Source organism: Yoonia sp. 208BN28-4 (genome assembly GCF_037543925.1).
In the GTDB taxonomy this organism is placed as follows: Bacteria; Pseudomonadota; Alphaproteobacteria; order Rhodobacterales; family Rhodobacteraceae; genus Yoonia.
Map to the genome: position 1 here is coordinate 1,080,428 of NZ_JBBIFY010000001.1, position 18,131 is coordinate 1,098,558.

The window sequence follows — 18,131 nt, forward strand, 5'->3', positions numbered from 1 at the left end:
CATTTATTTGCTAATCTTGTGGTATGCGCAAAACCACGTTCCTGATCGACAGCTACATCCGCCCCGACGAGGCGTTTCATTTCGCACGCAAGTCCTTGTCCAAACGATTTCCCGACGCGGCCCACGACCATGACTTCTATGAGGTTTTTCTGATCGAAAGCGGTCAGACAAGCCATTGGGTGAACGGCGACACACAGCAATTGAAGCCAGGGCACCTGACATTTGTCAGACCGCAGGATGTGCATGCCTTCAGCGCAGACCGCGCCAACGGGTGCCAGATTATCAACGTGATGTTTCGTGTGGAAACCGCGCAGCATCTGACCTCCCGCTATGCCGACACGATTGCATCCGCCTTTTTTGACAGCCGCGCGCGCCTGCCCGAGACACATATGCTTGATGCGGCCCGCTTTGCACGGGCTGTCCACATCGCGCGGCAGCTTCAAACGGCCCCAAGAACGCTTGCGCGGATCGAGGAATTTCTGCTCGTGCTGACCAATCGGGTGGTGGATATCACGGGCGGTGATCTGCAAAACGCGCCGCGCTGGTTTGCCGAGGCCTGTAGTGCTGCGCAGTCTCGCAGTGTTTTCAGCAAGGGGGCAGCAGGGCTGATTGCGGTGGCGGGGCGCAGTCACGAACATGTCTGTCGCACCTGCAAGACCTACACCGGCATGACCCCGTCGGAATATATCAATCAGGTGCGCATCGAACATGCAGCGCACCTGCTGCGCAGTGATGAGCGTGCCATTGAAGATGTTGTCGCGGATTGTGGCTTCGACAACAGCAGCTATTTCTACCGGTTGTTCAGGCGGCAATACGGCACAACCCCGCGGCGTTACCGGTTGGAAAACCAGCGCGACCCGTTCCAGCTTTCCGATCAGGTGCCACGCGGCGGCGGTGCACGGTCATGATCTGTGCATCAGGCCCATGCTGCGGCTGCGGCAACGGCGACGCAGAAAACGGATGACCCTGTCAGAGCACTGTGCCATATACTCGATTTCAAAGGACGCCCGCTGTGTTGGAGGGCGCAGGCTTGCGGCCTGATCTGCCTGCATACCGCATATCATTTGGCGGTTTGCGGTTTGTATGAAAGGAACTTTCATGTCGATGAAAACGATCAAGCAATTGCTTGGCGGCGTGGCCACAACGGCAATTTTTGCAACCGGCGCAGCCGCGCAGGACGTCACGCTGAAGCTGCATCAGTTCCTGCCCGCGCAGGCCAATGTGCCCGCACTGATCCTTGATGTCTGGGCCGACAATATCGAAGAGGCGTCAGATGGCCGGATCAAGATCGACCGCTTCCCGTCCATGCAGCTTGGCGGTGCCCCGCCCGAACTGATGGATCAGGCGATTGATGGTGTGGCCGATGTGATCTGGACCGTCGTAGGCTACACGCCGGGCCGTTTCCCGACCACGGAAGTCTTTGAATTGCCGTTCATGGTCGACGATGCGCGCGCCGCGTCCTGCGCCTATTGGACCATGTACGAAGAGCATATGGCGGATGACGAATTTGCCGCCGTGAAGGTGCTGGGCACATGGGTCCACGGCCCCGGCGTGTTGCACACCGCCGATCCCGTTGAGACGCCCGCCGACTTGCAGGGTCTGAACATTCGCGGCGGATCGCGCCTTGTGAACGAATTGCTGAAGCTGGCAGGCGCAACCCCTGTGGGCATGCCTGTGCCCGCCGTGCCAGAGGCTTTGTCCAAGGGTGTGATCGATGGCACGACTGTGCCGTGGGAAGTCACGTCATCACTGAAAATCCCCGAACTGGTTGAAAACCACACCGAGTTTGAGGGCCCCGCGCTGTATAACCTGACATTTGTGCTGGCGATGAACAAAGACGTGTTCAACGATCTGCCCGAAGACCTGCAAACGATCATTGATGAAAACTCCGGTCTGGAATTTTCAATCTTTGCCGGTGGCGTGCAGTCTGATGCAGATGCCCCCGCCCGCGAGATTGCGGTCGATCTGGGGAACAACATCATCGCCATTACCGACACATCCGAATGGCAGGCGCTGGTCAATCCGGTCTATGACACGTGGGTCGCCGAGATGGACGCACAGGGCCGTGACGGTCGGGCCTTGATTGATCAGGCGCGTTCGCTGATGTCGGGTGATTGCGCGGGCGTGACCGGCGCGCTTGAATAAAATCACATGCCGCAGTCATTGAACGGACTGCGGCACTGACCGCATCGGAGAGCGGCGATGCATGCCATCATGGAAAAAGCTGCACGGGGTTTTGCCGTGTTGGGTGGCATGGTACTGTCGGGTCTGATCGTGCTGACATGCCTGTCTATTCTGGGGCGCATGCTGAACAACGTGTTGTTCAGCGATGCGGTGCAAGGCTTGGCCCCCGATCTTGCCGCCACGCTGATCGCAAGCGGTGTTGGCCCGATTGCCGGTGCCTATGAAATTGTCGAAGCGGGCATGGCCTTTGTCGTTTTTGCGTTTCTGCCGCTGTGTCACCTGCACGGCGCACATGCCTCTGTCGATATTTTTACTTCGGCCCTGTCAGACAGGACGCAAACTGTGTTGCGGGTCCTGACGGCACTGGTCTTTGCCGCAGTTGTGACCGTGATCACCTATGAGTTGGCGCAAGGCATGATGAGCAAACAAGCGTCGGGCCAGACCACGTTCATTCTGCAATTTCCGGTTTGGTGGTCCTATGCCGCAAGTCTTGTGGCCGCGACAGGCTGGGCCGTCATCGCCATTTATATTGCGGTGGCACGGGTGGTCGAATTTGCAAGCGGCACGCCGATCCTGCCAGAGCAAGCGGAGCCGGACCGGTGACGGATCTTGCCATCGGTGTCATCTCGTTTCCAGTGCTGCTGGTGCTGATCTTTCTGCGGGTGCCGATTGGGTTGGCCATGTTCCTTGTTGGGCTGGTCGGTCTGACGATTATCACCGGCGATACCAGCGTCCCGCTTGCGCGGCTGAAGTCCGAAACCTACACCACGTTCTCCAACTACTCGCTTTCGATCATCCCGATGTTTCTGCTGATGGGGCATTTCGCTACGCTGGGCGGCATGAGCCAGGCTGTGTTCAAAGCCGCAGAAAGCTTTTTGGGTCATCGTCGGGGCGGTGTCGCGATGGCAGCGGTCGGGGCCTGCGCGGGGTTTGGCGCGATCTGCGGGTCGTCACTGGCCACAGCCGCCACAATGAGCCGCGTCGCCTTGCCGGAATTGCGGCGCTATGGGTATTCGGGTGGCTTTTCAACGGCGACACTGGCCGCAGGGGGGACACTCGGCATCCTGATCCCGCCCTCCATTGTGCTGGTGATCTACGCGATCCTGACCGAACAAAACATCGCCAAACTGTTCCTTGCCGCCGTGATCCCCGGTGTGTTGGCGGCCGTGGGATACATGCTAACCATTTCGATCTACGTGCGCCTGCACCCTGACGCGGCTGGCACCAAAGCGCGTGTGGCGATGGCCGAAAGGATGAAGGCGCTGGTCGCCGTCTGGCCTGTTCTGCTGGTCTTTGTGCTGGTCGTGGGCGGCATCTATCAAGGCTGGTTCACCCCGACCGAAGGCGCCGCCGTGGGCGCATTTGGCACAGGTTTGATCGCTTTCCGCGCAGGTGGTCTGACGCGGCTGACGCTTGCGGACAGCTTTTACGTGACCGCACGATCCACCGCGATGATCTTTTTCATCGTGCTGGGGGCTGCGTTCTACAACGGGTTTCTGGCGCTTACGCAGTTGCCGCAGGACATGGCCGCGTGGGTCGGGGGTAGCGGTCTGAACCCGTGGACGGTGCTGGTCATCATTCTGGTGTTCTACCTGTTGCTGGGCTGTTTGATGGACAGCCTGTCGATGATCCTCCTGACGATCCCGATCTTCTGGCCCATCGTGCAAGGGCTGGATTTCAGCTTTGTCAGTATGGTGGAACTGCAATCGGCCCGCCTTGCCGATCTGATTGCCGCTGGCACTGACGCGCCCGCCGCACTGTTGGCGCAGGCGCAATCCCTTTTGGCCAGCGGGCAAGAGCTGAGCCGCGACATGACCCGCGAGATTGGGTTGCGTGGCGTGTCGGACGGGGCGCTGAACCGCATCAATATTGAACGCACTGCGATCTGGTTCGGTATTCTGGTGCTGATCGTGGTGGAGGTCGGGCTGATCACGCCACCTGTGGGCATGAACCTGTTTGTCATCAACGCGATGGACCGCGCGACACGGATCACCGAAACCTACCGCGCGGTCCTGTATTTCGTGGCCTCTGACGTAACCCGCGTGATCCTGCTGCTTGTCTTTCCTATCATCACGCTGTTGCTGTTACCGCTTTGACGCGCTCCTTGAGAGGCTGAGGCAGGCAGGCATCAACACATTGCATGCCTGCCGCCAACCATGCCCAGCCGGATCGGCTTTGGTGCCCTAGACGTAGCGGTTCACGATGTTTTCCAGCTTTTCCTGCTGGCCAGATACCGGCTGTGGATCAAGCCCGCCGTCTTCTGCCTGTGCCGCGATCCGGTCCAGCGTGTTGCCGACGGCCAGATGGCCAGAAGTTTCCCAACCGGCATAGCGTTCGCGCCGCGGCGCTTCCAGGGCGTCATCCTCGATCATCGCGGCGGCGGCTTTCAGTCCGCGTGCGCAGACGTCCATGCCGCCCACGTGTGCGGCAATCAGGTCCTCGGCATTAAGCGATTGACGGCGCAGTTTGGCGTCGAAGTTCGTGCCGCCTGTGGTGAAACCACCCGCCTTGAGCACTTCGTAATAGGCGAGAGCCGCCTCTGGCACATTGTTCGGAAACTGGTCGGTGTCCCAGCCGGATTGGTAGTCGTTCCGATTCATGTCGATGGACCCGAAAATGCCCAGCGTACGGGCCATTGCCAATTCGTGTTCGAAGGAATGACCTGCCAGAATGGCGTGGCCCTGTTCAACATTGACCTGCACCTCTTCTTCCAGCCCAAAGCGTTTAAGGAAGCCGTAAACCGTGGACACATCGTAGTCATACTGGTGCTTGGTGGGTTCCTGCGGCTTGGGTTCGATCAGGATCGCGCCGTCGAAACCGATCTTGTGCTTGTAGTCGACAACCATCTGCAAAAAGCGGCCCATCTGCTGCAATTCGCGGTCCAGATCGGTGTTGAGCAGCGTTTCATACCCTTCGCGGCCCCCCCAGAGGACGTAGTTTTCACCGTTCAGGCGATGCGTGACATCCATGCAGGCCTTCACCGTGGATGCGCAATAGGCGAACACATCAGGATCGGGGTTCGTGCTGGCGCCTGACATATAGCGGCGGTTGGAAAACATATTGGCGGTGCCCCACAGCAGTTTGGAGCCGCCATCAGCCATCTTGCCTTCAAAGTAATCGGCCATTTCGTTAAGGCGATCATGGCTTTCGCGTAGTGTCGCACCTTCTGGGCGGACGTCATGGTCGTGAAAACAGAAATAGGGCACGCCAAGGATGCGGAACATGTCGAACGCAGCGTCGGCCTTGGCCTTGGCAAGGTCCATGGTATCGGCTGGGAACCACGGGCGGTCAAAGGTCTGGCCACCAAAGGGATCGTTGCCTTCCCAGACAAAGTTGTGCCAGTAGCACACGGCAAAACGCAGATGATCTTCCATGCGCTTGCCCATGATCTCTTCGTCAGGGTTGTAGTGGCGGAAAGCCAGCGGGTTTTTACTGTCGGCGCCCTCAAAGGTGACGGCATCAATGCCTTCAAAATAGCTGCTCATGTGATGTTCTCCCGGATAAAGATATTCAGTGGGATCGCGCCCTGCGTGGGCGTGACCGATTGCGCATCGCTGAGGTCCTGCATGATGGAAATTGCGGTACGTACCTCAGCAGTTGGGTTCTGGTCGATCACAAGATCGAAGTCGTCCGATTGCAGCGCGCTGCGCGACACGACGGTCAGTTCATGTGCGATCACAACGGGGCGGTCGGCTTGATTTGCCAGCGCATCAAGTACACCGCGATTGCCAGCGCCAACGGCATAAATGCCAGCGAGCGGGCCATCCGAGAGCGCATCGCGCACCAATGCGCGCACTGTCGCGGCATCGTCAAAGCCCTGTGCGGCGGGGAGTAGATCAAGCGCAGGGAAGCGGCTGTTCATCACGGCGCGAAACCCCATCACGCGTTCCATGTGATCGCGCGCCGCAAGGCTGCCTGCGATGACAAGGACGCGGCCTGCATCAGCGCGGATAAACTTACCCATGAAGGTGGCTGCTGTGCGTCCTGCGGCCACGTTATCAGGGCCGACGTAAGCGTGGCGATCTGTACGGGGCAGGTCGGACACCAGTGAAACAACGCTGATTCCGTCTGCGGCAAGCCGTGCGATCTCGGTCTGCACCTCTGGCGTTTCGGGGGCGATCATGGCGATGCCGTCGGTTGTGGCAGGGGTGAGCGTGCGCAGCGTCGTCAAAAGGCTGGCCGTATCAAACGCCTGCGTGGTCAGAATATCGATGCGGATTTTCTGGGCCGATAACCTGTTGCTTTCCGCCATCAACGCATCGCGCAGCAGGCCCATGAATGACGTCGCACTGTCCGGCAGGACAAAGGCAAAGCGGTATTCCCGTCCGCGCGACAGGTTCGCAGCGGCGATGTCGCGGACATACCCCGTTTGCGCGATGGCGTCCGCCACCTTCTGGATGGACTTGTTTGCTACACCGCCGCGCTTGTTCAGAACACGATCCACCGTTGCAAGGCTAAGCCCTGCGACTTTGGCCACGTCGTGAATGGTTGGGCGCGTCATCATATCCTCCGTTCTGGCGTCAATGACGGCAAAAATGAGGAACGTCAATCATTTTGATGATTGGTGTGTGGATCAGCCCTCGCGGGCGTTGCGGATCCAGTCAACAAGGGTGGCACGTGCCGCCGGGTCCATCTGGATGGCATTGGGTGGCGGCATGGCGTGGCTGCGGCCTGCTTGCAGGTAAATCTGTTCGGCGTGGCGGGCGACATCGCTTTGGGTTTCCAGATAGACGCCCTTGGGCGCCCACCTGATACCGTCCCAGAACGGCTCTCTGGCGTGGCACATGGAGCAGTTGCCGATGACAGTGTTGTAAGCCGCGTCAAAGCCTGCGGCATCCGCGAACTGTTGTTCATAAGGTGTCAGATCGCGGCCGTCTGCGACAGCAGCGTCGCCCGTGTCCGAAAATGTGGACAGCCATGCGATCACGATCATCAGCAGGACCGTCACCGCCCACGTCCAATGCGGGCCGCTGCCGGTTTTGTGCATTGTGTTGAAATAGTGGCGGATGGTGACACCGGTCAGAAAGATCAACGACGCGATGACCCACGCATAGGTCGTCCCAAACGCGAGCGGGTAGTGGTTGGACAGCATCAGGAACACGACGGGCAGGGTGAGATAGTTGTTATGCGTCGACCGCACCTTGGCGATCTTGCCGTATTTTGCGTCCGGCGTGCGGCCCGCCTTGAGGTCGGCCACAACGATCCGCTGGTTCGGCATGATCTGGAAAAATACGTTGGCGGTCATGATCGTCGCGGTGAACGCGCCCAAGTGCAGCAGCGCCGCGCGGCCTGTGAAAATCTGGTTATAGCCCCACGACATCACGACAAGAACCACAAACAAAAGCAGCATCAGAAGGGTCGGACGATCGGCCAGCGGCGATTTGCACATCGCGTCGTAGGCCAGCCAGCCGATGGTCAACGATCCGGCGGAAATCGCGATACCCTGCCAGAGCGATAAGTCAGCTTTGGTCGGGTCGAGCAAGTAAATCTCGCCGCCTACCCAGTAGATGATCATCAATAGTGCAGCACCTGACAACCACGTGCTGTAGCTTTGCCATTTGTGCCATGTCAGATGCTCTGGCATCCGTGCGGGGGCGACCATGTATTTGACAGTGTGATAGAACCCGCCGCCGTGGACCTCCCATTCTTCGCCGGATGCGCCTTCGGGCAGGGCGGCGTTGGGTTTCAGCATCAGGTCAAGCGCGATGAAATAGAAAGACGCACCGATCCAAGCCATCGCGGTAATGACGTGCAGCCAGCGGACCGAAAACGCGATCCAGTCCCATAAAATAGCCATATCATACATGATGCAGTCCCTTATCCGGCGTCGCTGTTCAGACTAGGCGAAAGATGATTGTTCGGCTATTATGTTGTATGGTCAAGCAGTCTCAAAAAATGCAGAAGAATGTCGTATCTGGATAATATCCGCACCTTTGTGCGTGTGTACGAGCTTGGCAGCATGTCGGCGGCGGGGCGCGATTTGCGAATTTCGCCGGCGGTGACGTCATCGCGGATTTCCCAGCTTGAGGACCACCTGAGCGTCCGCCTGTTCCAGCGCACCACGCGCAGCCTGACGCCGACCGAACAGGGCAAAGCCTTTTACGGCGGGGCCTGCGGTATTCTTGAATCTGTCGACAACGCCGAGGCGCAGGTCGTCAATATCACCGAAAATCCCAAAGGCGCGCTTTATGTGGCGGCCCCGCTTGGCGTGGGGCGCAGACTGATCGCGCCGCTGGTGCCCGGATTTCTGGAACAATATCCCGAAGTCAGCGTGCGGCTGCGTTTGACCGACAGGCGCGTTGATTTGACAACCGAGGGGCTTGATCTCGCGTTTTTTCTGGGCCAGCCCGAGGACAGCAACCTGCGGATGCGCAAGATCGCGGACGTGGAGCGCGTATTATGCGCGTCGCCCGATTATATCGCAGACCGTGGCAACCCCGCATCCGGCGATGATCTGATTGCCCATAATCACGAATGTCTCAACCTGCGGTTTCCGGGCGCGACAGAGTTCCAGTGGCGGCTGACAACGCCCGAGGGGCCGCGCAAATACCGTGTGACGGGGCGTTACGAATCCGATGACGGCGATGTGCTGACCGACTGGGCGCTGACGGGGCAGGGGATTGCCCTAAAACCGCTGTTTGAAGTGGCCGATCACCTGAAAGCGGGCCGTCTTGTGGCGGTGGCAAGCCAGACGCCACCGGAACCGATCCAGATGGCCTGTCTTTTCACCCACCGCAAACGGCAGGACCCTAAAACGCGGCTTTTCATGGATTATGTGATCGACCGGATCAGCGCCGCCGTGCGCGAGGTCTAGCTGCCGCGATAGGTGGAATATCCGAACGGCGACAGCAGCAACGGCACGTGGTAGTGCGCGGCCTCTGACATGCCAAAGCGGATCGGGATCACATCCAGAAAACGGGGATCCTCGGGCGGGGTGCCAATCGCATCCAGATATGCGCCTGCGTGAAATTCCAGCTCGTAGGTGCCGATCTCGAACTTGTCGGCGGGCAGGATTTGTTCATCCGTGCGGCCATCGTCGTTGGTGGTCAGTGTGATCAGCAAGCTGCGGGTGTCACCGTCCAGTTTATAGAGCGCGATTTTCAGTCCGGCAGCAGGGCAGCCGCGTGCCGTATCCAGAACATGTGTAGTCAGATAGCCGGTCATGGCATCGCCTCCTTTGTGATCAAACTGCCGATTGCATAGCCTTAAGGTCACATTGCGTGCAAAGCAGACCGGACAAAAGGCTGTTTCGTCTATTATTTGAAAAACAAAGCCATTGTTTTGGATTACTGATAGCCGACCCAAAAGGAGATCGCCGTGCCGCGCTACCCTCGTGACATGACCGGATATGGTGCAACCCCGCCTGCGGCCAACTGGCCGGACGGGGCAAAGATCGCCGTTCAGATCGTGTTGAACTACGAAGAAGGCGGCGAAAACAATATCTTGCATGGTGATGCCGCGTCAGAGGCGTTTTTGTCCGAGATCACCGGCGCGCAGCCGTGGCCGGGGATGCGGCACTGGAATATGGAATCGATCTACGAATACGGATCGCGTGCAGGGTTCTGGCGGCTTTACCGGATGATGGCAGACCTGCCTGTCACTGTTTACGGCGTGGCAACAGCACTTGCGCGCGCACCTGAACAGGTTGCAGCGATGCAGGCCGCCGCGTGGGAGATCGCCAGCCACGGGCTGAAGTGGGTCGAACACAAGGACATGCCCGAGGACGAAGAGCGCGCGCAAATCGCCGAGGCGATCCGCCTGCACACTGAAATCACAGGCGCAGCGCCACGCGGTTGGTACACGGGGCGGTGTTCCAACAATACCGTGCGGCTGGTCGCTGAAACGGGGCAGTTTGCCTATGTCGCTGACAGTTACGCCGACGATCTGCCCTATTGGATGCAGTTCCGCGATAATGACCAGCTGATCGTGCCCTACACGATGGATTGCAACGATATGCGGTTCGGCATTCAGGCGGGCTTCACCACCGGTGACCAGTTTGAAAGCTATCTGCGCGATAGCTTTGATGTGCTGTATGCTGAAGGGCAGGCAGGCGCGCCCAAGATGATGTCCATTGGTCTGCATTGCCGGATCATGGGGCGTCCGGGGCGCGCGGCGGCATTGAAGCGCGTGCTGGACTATATGCGCGGGCACGACGGCGTATGGTTTGCCACCCGTGAACAGATTGCCGACCATTGGGCGCAAGCGCATCCCGCGCCCAAGGGGCAGCGGCCTTGCCAGATGGATTGCGATACCTTTGTTGCTGAATTTGGCGGCATTTTTGAGCATAGCCCGTGGATCGCCGAGCGGGCGCACGCGCTTGATCTGGGGCCGACACATGACACCGCACGCGGCGTGCATCAGGCATTGTGCCGCGTATTCCGCAGCGCATCGGACGAGGAACGGCTTGGGGTGCTGAATGCCCACCCTGATCTTGCGGGCAAGCTGGCCGCCGCAGGCAAACTGACCGCCGACAGCACGTCAGAGCAGGCAGGCGCAGGGCTGGACCTGCTGACAGACGCCGAACGCACGACATTTCAGGACCTCAACGCGCAATACGTCGCGCGCCACGGGTTCCCGTTCATCATCGCCGTCAAAGACAACGACAAGGCGTCGATCCTTGAGGCCTTCCAGCGCCGGATCGCCAATGACAGTGCTACCGAATTTGCCACCGCCTGCAAACAGGTCGAGCGGATCGCGGAGTTGCGCCTCCTGGACAAGCTGGGCGGATGACGCGGACATTGATCCTCAGGCCGCTCTCGGCGGATGCATTTGCCCCCTTTGGCGATGTGCTTGAAATCGCTGGCGCGCCTGACAAGATCATCAACCAAGGCCTGTGTGGCCGGTTTCATGATCGTGCCGCGATGGATTTTGCAGACGGTCGGGCCGGGATCAGCCTGTTCCAGTCCGAGGCACGTAGCCTTCCGATCACGCTTGATATGATGGAACGGCACCCTGAGGGCAGTCAGGCCTTCATCCCGATGACCGCTGATCCTTTTGTTGTGGTTGTGGCCGCTGACAAGGACGGCGCGCCGCACGACCCGCAAGCTTTTATCACGGCACCGGGGCAGGGCGTGAATTACCACCGCAATACATGGCACGGAGTGCTGACGCCGCTGGCGTCGCCCGGCCTTTTCGCAGTTGTAGACCGGATCGGAGAGGGTCCGAATTTGCAAGAACACTGGTTCGATAATCCGTTCCAGATCACTCACTGACCAAACCAAACCAAACCAAACCACCACAGACCAGCACCAAGACTGGCAAATGACAGACAAACGGGGACTTAACGACAATGACAGATATGACCTATAGCGATCCGAATACGACGCCGCCGATCACGCAGGCCGTGCCGCTTGGCCTGCAACACGTTCTGGCGATGTTCGCATCAAACGTAACACCTTCCATCATCGTGGCAGGCGCCGCTGGCCTTGCTTTTGGCGGGCCCGAGCAGATTTACCTGATCCAGATGGCGATGCTGTTTGCCGGTGTTGCGACACTGTTCCAAACCGTTGGCATCGGCCCTGTTGGCGCACGCTTGCCGATTATGCAGGGCACCAGCTTTGCCTTTGTGGGCGTGCTGGCAGGCATTGCCGCGACGATGGGTCTGGGCGTGGCACTGACCGCCTGCATCATCGGCGGTGTTGTGCACTTCATCCTTGGCGCGTTCATCGACAAGCTGCGGTTCTTGTTTCCACCGCTTGTCATCGGCCTCGTGATCCTTGCGATCGGTCTGTATCTGATCCCTGTTGCGATCAAATACGCCGCCGGTGGTGCCGCTGATTTCCAGATGGCCGCCGAAAGCTTTGGCTCGCTAATGCACTGGTCGGTCGCGCTGACCGTGATCATCGTGTCGCTGGTGCTCAAATTCTTCACAAAAGGCGCGCTGTCCAACGCAGCAATCCTGATCGGTCTGCTGGCTGGCTACGCGCTGGCGTGGGTGCTGGGCATGGTCAGCTTTGGCGCGGTCGCAGGTGCATCCTGGATCACGTCGATCCAGGCGCTGCCCTACGGGTTCGAGTTCAACCTTGGCGCGGTGATCGCCGTCACTCTGGTATCCATCGTCTCTGCGATTGAAACCGTGGGCGACGCATCCGCCACAGCCAAGGCCGGTGCCCAGCGTGAGGCCACTGACCAAGAGATTGCAGGTGCGACCTATGCCGACGGTCTGGGCACTGCTGTTGCGGGCGTCTTTGGTGGTCTGCCCAATACTTCGTTCAGCCAGAACGTCGGCATCGTCGGCATGACCGGCATCATGAGCCGCCACGTGGTGACAATCGCCGGTCTGATCATGATCGTCTGCGGCCTTGTGCCCAAGGTTGGTGCTGTCATCGCCTCCATGCCGTTGCCTGTTCTGGGCGGTGGTGTGATCGTGATGTTCGGCATGGTGGCCTCGGCTGGTCTAAACATGCTGACCGAGGTCAACATGACCCGCCGCAACATGGTGATCATCGCCGTTTCGCTGGCCTTTGGTCTGGGGCTGAACCTTGTGCCGACAGCCGTGCAGTACCTGCCCGGCGTGGTAAAGGTTCTGGCCACGTCCGCCGTTGCGCCAACTGCGCTGATGGCGATTGTGCTGAACCTTGTCCTGCCAGAAGACGACGTCGCCCCCGCGCACTAAGCGGTTCGCGTTGTTTTGAGCGATCGAAAAGAACATAGGAAGGGGCGGGCCATTTTCGGTCCGCCCTTTTCTCGTGCAAGGCATCCATATGATTGATCTTCTTATCCTGATCGTCGCAGCCTTTGCGGCGGGTGCGCTGAATACGGTGGCGGGTGGCGGCACGTTCCTCACCTTACCTGCGCTTATCTTCACAGGCGTGCCGCCCGTCATTGCCAACGCGACAAGCGCCGTGGCGGTCTTTCCCGGCTATGCCAGCGGGGCCTTGGGCTTCTTGCCCGAGATGCGCAGCTTTGACCGCGCGCTCTTGCTGCGTTTGACACTTGTGACGCTTGCGGGCGCTGCAACCGGAAGCCTGCTGTTGCTGGTATCGTCAGATCGCGCGTTCAGCCTGATCGTGCCGGTCCTGTTGCTGGCGGCCACGCTGATCTTTCTGTTTGGTGACCGCATCCGCGCATGGGCCGCCGCCCGTAACAGCGCCGTGACGCCCTACGGCGCTGCCGGACTTTTCATGGTGAGCATCTATGGCGGTTATTTCAACGGCGGGCTGGGGATCGTGCTGCTGGCGCTTTTTGCGCTGTGGGGCATGACCGATCTTCACCGGATGAACGGCTTGAAAAACGGGCTGTCGTTTGTGCTGTCAACGATTTCGGTCGCGGTCTTTGCTATCGCAGGGCTGGTCGCGTGGCCTCAGGCGCTTGCCATGATGGTGGCAGCCACCGCTGGCGGATTTGTGGGCGCACCACTGGCGCGGATGATCCCCAAACACGCCCTGCGCCTGCTGATTGCCGCCATCGGTTTCGGGATGAGCGCGGTGTTTCTGATCCGCCTGTTCTAGAAATCCACCTCGATTGCCGTTCCGGCCTTGATCGCCATATCGACAATCCTTGCCGCCACGGCCAGATCCTGTAGCCCCACACCTGTGCCGTCGAAAATCGTGATCTCATCATCGGATGTCCGGCCCGGATGCGCGCCGTTGATGACCGCGCCAATCTGGTGCACGTCGCTTTGCGCGATCATCCCTGCACCCACTGCATGCTGCGCCTCACCGATGCTGACCGATTGCGCAACCTCGTCAGTAAAGACCGTGGCGCGCGCCAGCAATGCAGCCTCGACCTCTTGCTTGCCCTTCGTGTCGGTGCCCATGCACGCCAGATGCGTGCCGGGTGCAATGTGATCGGCCATGATGGATGGCGCAAATGTGGATGTGATGGAAATGACCACGTCCGCCTCGACCATCCGTTCCAGCGGCACGGCCTCAAACGGGACACCGGCCTCTTGCGCGACGTTTGCGATATTGGGCAGCATATCGGGGTGGTAGTTCCAGCCGATCACCTTTTCAAACTCCCGCTGCTCCAACGCGGCACGCAGCTGGAACGTGGCCTGATGCCCCGCCCCGACCATCCCCATGACCTTGGCATCTTTGCGTGCCAGATGTTTGATCGACACCGATGACGCCGCCGCGGTGCGCAGTGCGGTCAGGTAGTTGCCGCCCACCATCGCCGCGACCTTGCCGGTGTCAGGATCAAACAGAAAGACCGTGGACTGGTGATTGATCAGCTGGCGCTTTTCAAGATTATTGGGCCAATAGCCACCGGCCTTCAGGCCCAACACCATGCCCTTGCCATCAAAGCCGCCCTTGAACCCGTATAACGCATCTTCGTGGCCAATCGCCTCGCGCACGACAGGAAAGTTATAGGCATCCCCCGCCGCCATCGCCGCAAAGACGTTTTCGACAGCATCAAATGACGCCTCGCGTGTCAGAAGATCGGGAATGTCGCGCTCGGGGACGATGTGCATCTGTGTCACTCCTTTGTCCGGCGCTCATGTATCATTTTGCCGGAAATACTCTGGGGGGTCCGGGGGGCTAGCCCCCCGGTGGATCGCCCCGACAAGGGGCGAAACCATTTGCTCAGTAGGCCTTGCCGCGGGCGGATACAGGCCAGACGGTTTCAACCTTGCCGTCCCGCACGCCCACATACCAGTCGTGCACGTTGCAGGTCGGATCGCAGTGGCCCGGCACCAGTTTGAGCGTGTCATTCACCTTCAAAACACCGTCGGGGTCCATCACCACCCCATGTTCGTCAGAGCATTTGACGTATTCAACATCATCGCGGCCAAACACAGTCGGCAGGCCGCTATCTACGGACTGCGCCTTGAGGCCGGCATCAACAATCGCTTTGTCGGCTTTGGCGTGGCTCATTACGGTTGTCATGATGAAAAGCGCGTTTTCCCATTCATTCTCGTCGATCCGGTTGCCGTCCTTGTCCAGAATACGGCCATAGTCGGCATCCATGAAGGCATATGACCCGCACTGCAATTCGTTGAAAACGCCCGAGTTGCTTTCAAAATAATACGATCCCGTGCCGCCGCCGCCGACGATATCGCACGAAAGACCGGCATCCTTCAGACCTGCCAGCGCATCTTTCACCTGATCAATGGCGATCTGCGTTTTGGATTGGCGTTCATCATAGCTGTCCAGATGCTGCATCGCGCCCTGATAGGCCTGAATGCCTGCGAACTTCAGGCCATCCGCCGCGTCGATCATCTTGGCAATCTTGACCACATCTTCCGTGGTCGTGACGCCGCAGCGGCCCGCGCCACAGTCAATCTCGACCAGACATTCGATTTGTGTGCCGTGCTTGACGGCTGCGGCAGAAAGATCGGCCACGTTATCTGGGTCATCCACGCAGCACAGCGCGCGTGCGCCCAGCTTGGGCAGGCGGGCCAGACGGTCGATTTTATCGGGGGCCGTCACCTGATTGGACACCATCACATCTTTGATGCCGCCGCGCGCGAAAACTTCCGCCTCTGACACCTTTTGGCAGCACACACCCACAGCCCCGCCGAGGTCTTCCTGCAACTTTGCCACATCAACAGACTTGTGCATTTTGCCGTGCACACGGTGGCGCATCCCGTGGGATTTGGCGTAGTCGCCCATCTTTTTGATGTTCCGCTCCAGCGCGTCCAGATCCAGCACAAGACAAGGCGTCTGGATGTCAGCCTCGTCCATGCCGGGCTTGGCGGGAATGTCGTAGCCCACTTCGAAGTCGTCAAATGATGTCAGGTCTTTCATTGCATCTCTCCGTTTGTATTGCGGGCGGTCGCGCCGCCCTGAATTGGGTGTGTCGGTGTGCGCTAGGGCGTCAGCCACGGCAGCGTGTCCAGATCGACATTGCCGCCCGTAATGATGACGCCGACGCGCTTGCCTGCGAACATCTCTTTGTTCTTGAGGATCGTGGCCATGGGCACGGCACAGCTGGCCTCGATCACCATGCGAAGATGTTTCCACGACAGTTTCATCGCGTCGATAATCTCGTCCTCGGACGCAGTCAGGATGTCGGTGACGTGGTTGGACACAAAGTGCCATGTCCGCTCTTTCAGCGGCACCAGGAGCCCGTCGGCGATGGTCTTGGGCGCATCATCGGCGATGATGTGACCCGCCTTAAAGCTGCGGTAGGCGTCGTCGGCCTGTTCCGGCTCTGAGGCGATGATCTGCACCTCGGGGGCCAGTGTCGACAGCGTGAGGCAGGTGCCGGAGATCATGCCGCCGCCACCGATGGGTGCGACCATCATGTCTAGCCCGTCTACCTGTTCCATGAACTCTTTCGAACAGGTGCCTTGCCCCGCAATCACCCGCGGATCGTTATAGGGGTGCACAAAATCGCCGCCGGTTTCGGCCTGCACTTTTGCAAAGGTTTCCTCGCGCGATGTGGTCGACGGTTCACATTCGGTAATCACCCCGCCGTAGCGGCGCACCGTGTCCTTTTTGGCCTGAGGGGCGGTGCGCGGCATCACGACATTGCACGGGATGCCACGGCGCATCGCGGCATAGGACAGGCAAGACGCGTGGTTGCCGGACGAATGCGTAGCAACCCCGTTGCGGGCCTGCGCATCGCTGAGCCCGAACACAGCGTTGGACGCACCGCGCACTTTGAATGCGCCGGGTTCTTGAAAGTTTTCGCATTTGAAAAACAGCTCGGCCCCGACAAGCTCGTTCAGATAGGCAGAGGTGCGAATCGGTGTGCGGTTGATATGCGGCTTGATCCGTTCGTGCGCGTCAAGCATGTCCTGATAGGTGGGGATATCCATTGCGATGCCTCCTTACGATCCAAAGCGGTAGAATTCTTGCGCGGCGCCCACGCCGGACCCCAGCTTGATGTCCAGACCAAGGTCTTTCATCACCATCTCGGCGACGCCCAGACCCGAGAGCATCATCGCATCCGTCAGCATGCCGAGGTGACCGATGCGGAACACCTTGCCGGCGACCTCTCCCAGCCCGACACCAAAGGCCATACCATATTTTTCGGCCGCAACGGTCACGATATCTGTGGCATTGAAGCCTGCGGGCGTCCGGATCGCCGAAACGCTATCGGAGTAGATATCGGGCGATGCGGCGCACAGCTGCATGCCCCACGCGTCCACCGCATGGCGCACGCCGGTGGCGATGCGGGTGTGGCGGGCAAAGACGTTCTCCAACCCCTCTGCCGCGATCATATCAAGCGACATCTTGAGGCCGTTCATCAACCCAACGGGAGGCGTGTAGGGAAACGCGTTGGCGGCATATCCCTTTTCCATATCGCGGATATCAAAGAACGTGCGCGGCAGTCGGGCCGTATCTGTCGCGGCATAGGCTTTGTCTGAAAACCCGACGATGGCCAGTCCGGCAGGCAGCATGAACCCTTTTTGCGAGCCGGTCACAGCGACATCCACGCCCCAGTCGTCCATGCGAAAGTCCATCGATCCGATTGAGGACACGCCATCGACAAACAGCATCGCAGGGTGCCCTGCGGCGTCCAGCGCGGCCCGCACCGCCGCAATATCGGATTTCACGCCCGTCGCGGTTTCGTTGTGGGTGGCGAGCACGGCTTTGATGCTGTGGTCTGTGTCGGCCTTCAGGATTTCTTTGTATTTATCCGCTGGCAGCCCGTGGCCCCAAGGCGTTTCCACGATTTCGACGTCCAGCTTGTGACGCTGGCACATGTCAATCCAACGGTGGCTGAACATACCGTTGCGGGCCGCGAGGATCTTGTCACCTTCCGAGAGCGTGTTGGTCAGCGCCGTCTCCCAGCCGCCGGTTCCGGTGGAAGGGAACACAAACACATGCGCGCTGTCGGACTTCAAAACCTGACGGATACCGGCCAGCACGGGGTTCAGGATATCCCCAAACAGCGGCGAGCGGTGATCGATGGTGGGCATGTCACAGGCTTTGCGCAGCGCCTCGGGGATATTTGTCGGGCCGGGAATGAATACAGGGTTCTGAAAGCTCATGACGGTGTCCTCCTCGGTATGGATGGAGGTGTAACGGGGGGTGTTGCCTTTGGAAATTTTTTTG

General features: G+C 59.5%; 17 protein-coding genes. 9 read left to right on the forward strand and 8 right to left on the reverse strand.

Annotated features, from left to right (window positions below; genetic code table 11):
• Positions 1–23: 23 nt before the first annotated feature.
• The 4 genes from V8J84_RS05330 to V8J84_RS05345 all read left to right on the forward strand — a co-directional run bounded on the left by V8J84_RS05330 (position 24) and on the right by V8J84_RS05345 (position 4,280).
• Positions 24–908: a helix-turn-helix domain-containing protein gene (locus V8J84_RS05330; protein ID WP_339928725.1), complete on the forward strand. Its 885-nt coding sequence runs from the start codon at positions 24–26 to the stop codon at positions 906–908.
• Between the two features lie 196 nt (positions 909–1,104).
• Positions 1,105–2,145 carry a TRAP transporter substrate-binding protein gene (locus tag V8J84_RS05335; RefSeq protein WP_339929093.1) on the forward strand — a complete coding sequence of 347 codons (1,041 nt, stop codon included), beginning with the start codon at positions 1,105–1,107 and terminating at the stop codon, positions 2,143–2,145.
• A gap of 69 nt (positions 2,146–2,214) precedes the next feature.
• Positions 2,215–2,787, forward strand: coding sequence for a TRAP transporter small permease (locus V8J84_RS05340; RefSeq protein ID WP_339928727.1), 573 nt, complete (start codon positions 2,215–2,217; stop codon positions 2,785–2,787).
• Positions 2,784–4,280, forward strand: coding sequence for a TRAP transporter large permease (locus V8J84_RS05345; protein ID WP_339928729.1), 1,497 nt, complete (start codon positions 2,784–2,786; stop codon positions 4,278–4,280). The genes V8J84_RS05340 and V8J84_RS05345 overlap by 4 nt, the downstream gene beginning before the upstream one ends.
• Before the next feature lie 87 nt (positions 4,281–4,367).
• Here the strand turns inward: V8J84_RS05345 and xylA are convergent, their stop codons facing one another.
• The 3 genes from xylA to V8J84_RS05360 all read right to left on the reverse strand — a co-directional run bounded on the left by xylA (position 4,368) and on the right by V8J84_RS05360 (position 7,990).
• Positions 4,368–5,669, reverse strand: coding sequence for a xylose isomerase (gene xylA / locus V8J84_RS05350; protein WP_339928731.1), 1,302 nt, complete (start codon positions 5,667–5,669; stop codon positions 4,368–4,370).
• Positions 5,666–6,685: a LacI family DNA-binding transcriptional regulator gene (locus V8J84_RS05355; protein WP_339928733.1), complete on the reverse strand. Its 1,020-nt coding sequence runs from the start codon at positions 6,683–6,685 to the stop codon at positions 5,666–5,668. Before V8J84_RS05355 ends, xylA begins: the two co-directional genes overlap by 4 nt.
• Before the next feature lie 72 nt (positions 6,686–6,757).
• On the reverse strand, positions 6,758–7,990 hold the full coding sequence (locus tag V8J84_RS05360) for a urate hydroxylase PuuD (protein WP_339928735.1): 1,233 nt from the start codon (positions 7,988–7,990) through the stop codon (positions 6,758–6,760).
• Positions 7,991–8,089: 99 nt separating this feature from the next.
• Here V8J84_RS05360 and V8J84_RS05365 point away from each other — a divergent pair, with 99 nt between their 5' ends.
• Positions 8,090–8,998 carry a LysR family transcriptional regulator gene (locus tag V8J84_RS05365; protein ID WP_339928737.1) on the forward strand — a complete coding sequence of 303 codons (909 nt, stop codon included), beginning with the start codon at positions 8,090–8,092 and terminating at the stop codon, positions 8,996–8,998.
• Here V8J84_RS05365 and uraH read toward each other — a convergent pair.
• Entirely contained in the window at positions 8,995–9,348 is a 354-nt protein-coding gene (gene uraH, locus V8J84_RS05370; protein ID WP_339928739.1) for a hydroxyisourate hydrolase, read from the reverse strand. The genes V8J84_RS05365 and uraH overlap by 4 nt on opposite strands.
• A gap of 153 nt (positions 9,349–9,501) precedes the next feature.
• Here uraH and puuE point away from each other — a divergent pair, with 153 nt between their 5' ends.
• From puuE to V8J84_RS05390, 4 genes are all read left to right on the forward strand, one after another.
• On the forward strand, positions 9,502–10,914 hold the full coding sequence (gene puuE, locus V8J84_RS05375; protein WP_339928741.1) for an allantoinase PuuE: 1,413 nt from the start codon (positions 9,502–9,504) through the stop codon (positions 10,912–10,914).
• Positions 10,911–11,396: an ureidoglycolate lyase gene (locus V8J84_RS05380; RefSeq protein WP_339928743.1), complete on the forward strand. Its 486-nt coding sequence runs from the start codon at positions 10,911–10,913 to the stop codon at positions 11,394–11,396. The genes puuE and V8J84_RS05380 overlap by 4 nt, the downstream gene beginning before the upstream one ends.
• Positions 11,397–11,473: 77 nt before the next feature.
• The gene (locus V8J84_RS05385; RefSeq protein ID WP_339928745.1) at positions 11,474–12,799 is read left to right on the forward strand and encodes a uracil-xanthine permease family protein; all 1,326 of its coding nucleotides are present in this window, start codon (positions 11,474–11,476) and stop codon (positions 12,797–12,799) included.
• A gap of 88 nt (positions 12,800–12,887) precedes the next feature.
• Positions 12,888–13,634: a sulfite exporter TauE/SafE family protein gene (locus tag V8J84_RS05390; protein WP_339928747.1), complete on the forward strand. Its 747-nt coding sequence runs from the start codon at positions 12,888–12,890 to the stop codon at positions 13,632–13,634.
• On the opposite strand, the gene bhcD is transcribed toward V8J84_RS05390, so the two are convergent.
• From bhcD to bhcA, 4 genes are all read right to left on the reverse strand, one after another.
• Positions 13,631–14,596 carry an iminosuccinate reductase BhcD gene (gene bhcD, locus V8J84_RS05395; protein WP_339928749.1) on the reverse strand — a complete coding sequence of 322 codons (966 nt, stop codon included), beginning with the start codon at positions 14,594–14,596 and terminating at the stop codon, positions 13,631–13,633. The two genes, V8J84_RS05390 and bhcD, sit on opposite strands and share 4 nt — an antisense overlap.
• A 112-nt stretch (positions 14,597–14,708) precedes the next feature.
• Complete coding sequence (gene bhcC / locus V8J84_RS05400; RefSeq protein ID WP_339928751.1) at positions 14,709–15,872, reverse strand: 3-hydroxy-D-aspartate aldolase BhcC; 1,164 nt, start codon at positions 15,870–15,872, stop codon at positions 14,709–14,711.
• A 62-nt stretch (positions 15,873–15,934) separates the two neighbouring features.
• On the reverse strand, positions 15,935–16,888 hold the full coding sequence (bhcB, locus tag V8J84_RS05405; RefSeq protein WP_339928753.1) for a beta-hydroxyaspartate dehydratase BhcB: 954 nt from the start codon (positions 16,886–16,888) through the stop codon (positions 15,935–15,937).
• Between the two features lie 12 nt (positions 16,889–16,900).
• A complete protein-coding gene (bhcA, locus tag V8J84_RS05410) occupies positions 16,901–18,067 on the reverse strand; it encodes an L-aspartate--glyoxylate aminotransferase BhcA (RefSeq protein ID WP_339928755.1) in 1,167 nt (388 codons plus the stop codon).
• Positions 18,068–18,131 lie beyond the last annotated feature (64 nt).